General features: G+C 33.1%; 4 protein-coding genes. All 4 read left to right on the forward strand.

Features of this window, described 5'->3' with window-relative positions:
• Positions 1-150 precede the first annotated feature (150 nt).
• Entirely contained in the window at positions 151-1,137 is a 987-nt protein-coding gene (gene pfkA / locus ACOYLP_RS10890) for a 6-phosphofructokinase (protein WP_422856196.1), read from the forward strand.
• Positions 1,138-1,223: 86 nt separating this feature from the next.
• A complete protein-coding gene (gene gap / locus ACOYLP_RS10895) occupies positions 1,224-2,231 on the forward strand; it encodes a type I glyceraldehyde-3-phosphate dehydrogenase (RefSeq protein ID WP_422856197.1) in 1,008 nt (335 codons plus the stop codon).
• A gap of 136 nt (positions 2,232-2,367) precedes the next feature.
• On the forward strand, positions 2,368-3,219 hold the full coding sequence (locus ACOYLP_RS10900) for a BadF/BadG/BcrA/BcrD ATPase family protein (RefSeq protein WP_422856198.1): 852 nt from the start codon (positions 2,368-2,370) through the stop codon (positions 3,217-3,219).
• A gap of 519 nt (positions 3,220-3,738) precedes the next feature.
• A partial coding sequence (locus ACOYLP_RS10905; protein ID WP_422856199.1) for a carboxypeptidase-like regulatory domain-containing protein occupies positions 3,739-4,473 on the forward strand: 735 nt, incomplete at its 3' end.

A 4,473-nucleotide genomic window follows, 5' to 3' on the forward strand; every position in this document is an offset into this window, starting at 1 on the left:
ATGATTAGTGTAAAACTCTTCACATAAAATTTAATAAACCAAAAACTTATAAACGAAAACGATTGAATTTACTCCGTTTTGTTAATTTACCAAAAATAGGGGCAAAACAATGGTTCTTGTTTGCTAATTTTACATTTTAATACATTGAAGATGTCTAAAGTAATAAAAAAAATAGGGGTATTAACTTCGGGAGGTGATTCTCCCGGAATGAATGCTGCCATACGTTCTGTAGTACGAACTTGTGCTTATCATAATATTGAATGTATTGGCATTTACAGAGGCTATCAGGGAATGATTGAAGGCGATTTTAAAGAAATGGGACCTCGGAGCGTGAACAATATTGTGAATAAAGGAGGCACAATCCTAAAATCGGCACGTTCTAAAGAATTCATGACTTTTGAAGGCAGACAAAAAGCACATCAAAATTTAGTTAATGCTAATATTGATGCTCTAGTGGTCATTGGTGGAGATGGAACTTTTACCGGTGCAGAAGTCTTTAATAAAGAATTTGGCTATCCTGTGATGGGAATTCCGGGTACGATTGATAACGACATTTTTGGTACCAGCCATACTCTAGGATTTGACACTGCATTAAACACAGTCGTAGAATGTATAGACAAAATTCGTGATACAGCAAGTTCACATAATCGTCTTTTTCTAGTTGAAGTTATGGGAAGAGATGCCGGTCACATTGCTTTAAATGCCGGAATAGGAGCAGGAGCAGAGGAAATACTGATTCCAGAACAAGATTTAGGGTTAGATCGTCTTTTAGAATCTTTACGTAAAAGTAAAGCATCTGGAAAATCGTCTAGTATTGTGGTTATAGCCGAGGGCGATAAAATTGGTAAAAGCGTATTTGAACTTAAAGATTATATCGAAGAAAATATGCCGGAATATGATATTCGTGTTTCTGTTTTAGGCCACATGCAACGTGGTGGTGCTCCATCCTGCTATGATCGGGTTTTAGCATCACGTCTTGGAGTAAAAGCTGTAGAATCAATTTTAGAAGGAAAGTCCAATTACATGGTAGGAATGTTAAATGATAAAGTAGCCTTAACTCCACTAGAAAACGCTATTAAAGGACACTCTGAAATTGATTTAGAATTATTAAGAGTTTCAGATATCATGTCTACATAAAAGAAAGAGGATTAGTTTATTTGATTATTCGTTCATTCGATATCAAAAAAATAACAACATTACCACATAAATAAATTAACAAAAAAATGTCAAAAGTAAAATTAGGAATTAATGGTTTCGGAAGAATTGGAAGAATTGTATTCAGAGAAACTTATAACAGAGACAATGTTGAAGTAGTAGCTATTAACGACTTATTAGATGTAGATCATTTAGCTTACTTATTAAAGTATGATTCAGTTCACGGGCATTTTAATGGAAAAGTAGAAGTAAGAGATGGAAAACTTTACGTAAACGATAAATACATCAGAGTAACGGCAGAGAGAGATCCAAAATTAGTTAAATGGGACGAAGCTGCAGTCGACGTTGATGTTGTTGCTGAATGTACCGGTTTCTTTACAACAATTGATACAGCAAAAGCACATATTGATGGTGGTGCTAAAAAAGTGGTTATTTCTGCACCATCTGCAGATGCTCCAATGTTTGTTATGGGTGTAAATCATCTTGAAGCTAAAGCAACAGATACTGTAGTTTCTAATGCTTCTTGTACGACCAACTGTTTAGCGCCATTAGCTAAAGTAATCAATGACAACTTCGGAATTGTGGAAGGTTTGATGACCACCGTTCATGCTACAACGTCAACTCAAATGACAGCTGACGGACCGTCAAGAAAAGACTGGAGAGGCGGTCGTGCTGCTAGTGTAAACATCATTCCATCATCAACAGGTGCTGCTAAAGCAGTTGGAAAGGTTATTCCTGCATTGAACGGAAAATTGACAGGAATGTCTTTTCGTGTTCCTACAGTTGACATTTCTGTAGTTGATTTAACTGTAAAAGTGGCCAAAGAAACTTCGTATGAAGAAATCATGGCAGTATTGAAAAAAGCTTCTGAAAACGAATTAAAAGGTATCCTTGGATACACAGAAGATGATGTTGTTTCTCAAGATTTCGTTTCTGACCCAAGGACTTCTATTGTAGATGCAAAAGCCGGAATTGGTTTAAATTCGACCTTTTTTAAATTGGTTTCCTGGTATGATAATGAATACGGTTATTCAAGCAAATTAATTGATTTATCAGTTCATATCGCTAATTTATAATTAAAGAAAATAGAAAATAGAGTAAAGAATATAGACTAAAAAAATATCTTTACTCTATTTTATAATTAATCACAATAGTGACGAAAATGGCTGAGCCTATTTTCTATAATCTATTCTCTATACTCTTAAATAAAATATGAAATTATTAGTTGATAGTGGTTCTACCAAAGCCGATTGGATTGCCATTGATGATAATGGAAAAGTAATTTTCACTACGCAATCACTGGGTTTAAATCCGGAAGTTTTAGAAGAAGCAGAAATCATCAATCGTCTTGACAATAAATTTGATATTTCTCACAATAAAGACAAAGCAACGCATCTGTACTTTTATGGTGCAGGTTGCGGAACCGATAGAATGAAAGATTTTTTGACTAGTGTTTTTAAAAAATATTTCACCAAAGCTATAGTTTCTGTATATGAAGATACTTATGCTGCAGTCTATGCTACTACACCTAAAGGAGAACAAGCCATAGTTTGCATTCTTGGTACCGGTTCTAATTGTAGTTATTTTGATGGTAAAGTATTGCATCAAAAAGTACAATCATTAGGTTATATAGCAATGGATGATGGTTCTGGAAATCGTTTTGGAAGACATTTGTTAAGAGGCTATTCTTTTAACAAAATGCCAGAGGATTTAGCCAAAGAATTTGAAGAAGAATACAATCTTGACCCGGATTATATCAAACATAATTTATACAAAGAACCTAATCCAAATGCTTATTTGGCAACTTTTGCAAAGTTTTTGATTAAGCATAAAGACAATGATTATTGTAAAAAAATAATTCAGGATGAAATGAAAGATTTTGTAGAAAATTATATATTACAATTCGAAAATTGTCATGAATTATTAGTGCATTTTGTAGGCTCTATCGCGTTTTATTTAAAAGATGAGTTGGAAGCTGCATTGCAAAAATATGATATAAAAGTTGGGAACGTACTCAGAAGACCAATTGACGGTCTTATTGCTTACCACGTTTTGAATAAATAATCTTCTAAATATTTATTCCGTTAAGTTGGAATCCAAATGCAGAGAAAAGCTCTTTTTTAAATAAAGGTAATTTTTCTAGCTATAGCTTTGTTTTTTATTGGAAAAAGTACAAATGATCATTCGGCATCTCATCTTACGTCTAATATAGTTTGGGTTATGAAGTAATATTATGCAGTTTTAAAAGGCGATATAAAAGTTAGATGTAGATCAATATTAATACTGATTTGTGTATCAGAAATATATACAAATTTTGTATTCAGTAGAGTAAACTACAGATAGAATTTCCCGAATTAAAAAAAGATATTTGGGTCGTAATTTTTAGGCTATTGGTTTTGGATTTTGGAGTACAGGAAATATTACAGTTGTAATAGCTATGTGCCATAAATCCATAGAGGTTTACTTGAGATTTGGGTTTTTACTTTTAGAATTTATCACATTTGTTAATTTTATTCTAATTCTAAGACTAAACTTTATTATATCATAAAAGAGTTTCATACTTTTAGACCATCAAAAAGTCTTATGCGATATTCTACAGTTTTACTTTTATTTTTATTTTCCCTAAGTGCAATTTCGCAAGTTAATTCGGTGTCTCAAAAAGTAACAGGAACAATTTTCAACGACAATACTTTGAAACCTATTCCTAATGTAAATGTTATTAATGTAAATAAAGTAAAAGGGGTAACAACCGATGTTAAAGGTTACTTTGAATTAGAGGTGAGTGTAAATGACACGCTACATATTGCCTCTTTAGGTTATCAATCCTTGCGCGTAAGAGTAACTAATGACTGGTTAAAAAATGGTACAGCTAAATTATTACTTACCGAAAAAGCAATAGCTTTAGAGGAAGTTATTGTTAGAAAATATGATTTAACAGGTTATCTTGAAATAGATTCAAAACTTATTCCCGATAAAGCAAACTATCGATATAGTATTTCTGGTTTGCCACAAGGTTATGAAACGGGAGATACGTCTCCTGGAGCTTTTACCAGAGTCTTAGGTTCTATTTTTAATCCGGCTGATATGCTATATAATTTCTTCGGGAAGAAGACTAACGAGCTCAAAAAACTCAAACAGATGAAAAAGGATGACACGGTTAGGAATCTGTTAGAATCCAAATTTGACAGAGAAACCCTTGGCGTGCTTCTTGGCATTGATAAAAAAGAAATTTCCGAGATCTTAATGCGTTGCAGCTATTCCGAAGAATTTATTAAAACCGCTAACGATTTGCAAATCATGGATGCCATTAGCGAATGC

This window comes from Flavobacterium sp., from assembly GCF_049318325.1.
Lineage (GTDB): Bacteria > Bacteroidota > Bacteroidia > Flavobacteriales > Flavobacteriaceae > Flavobacterium.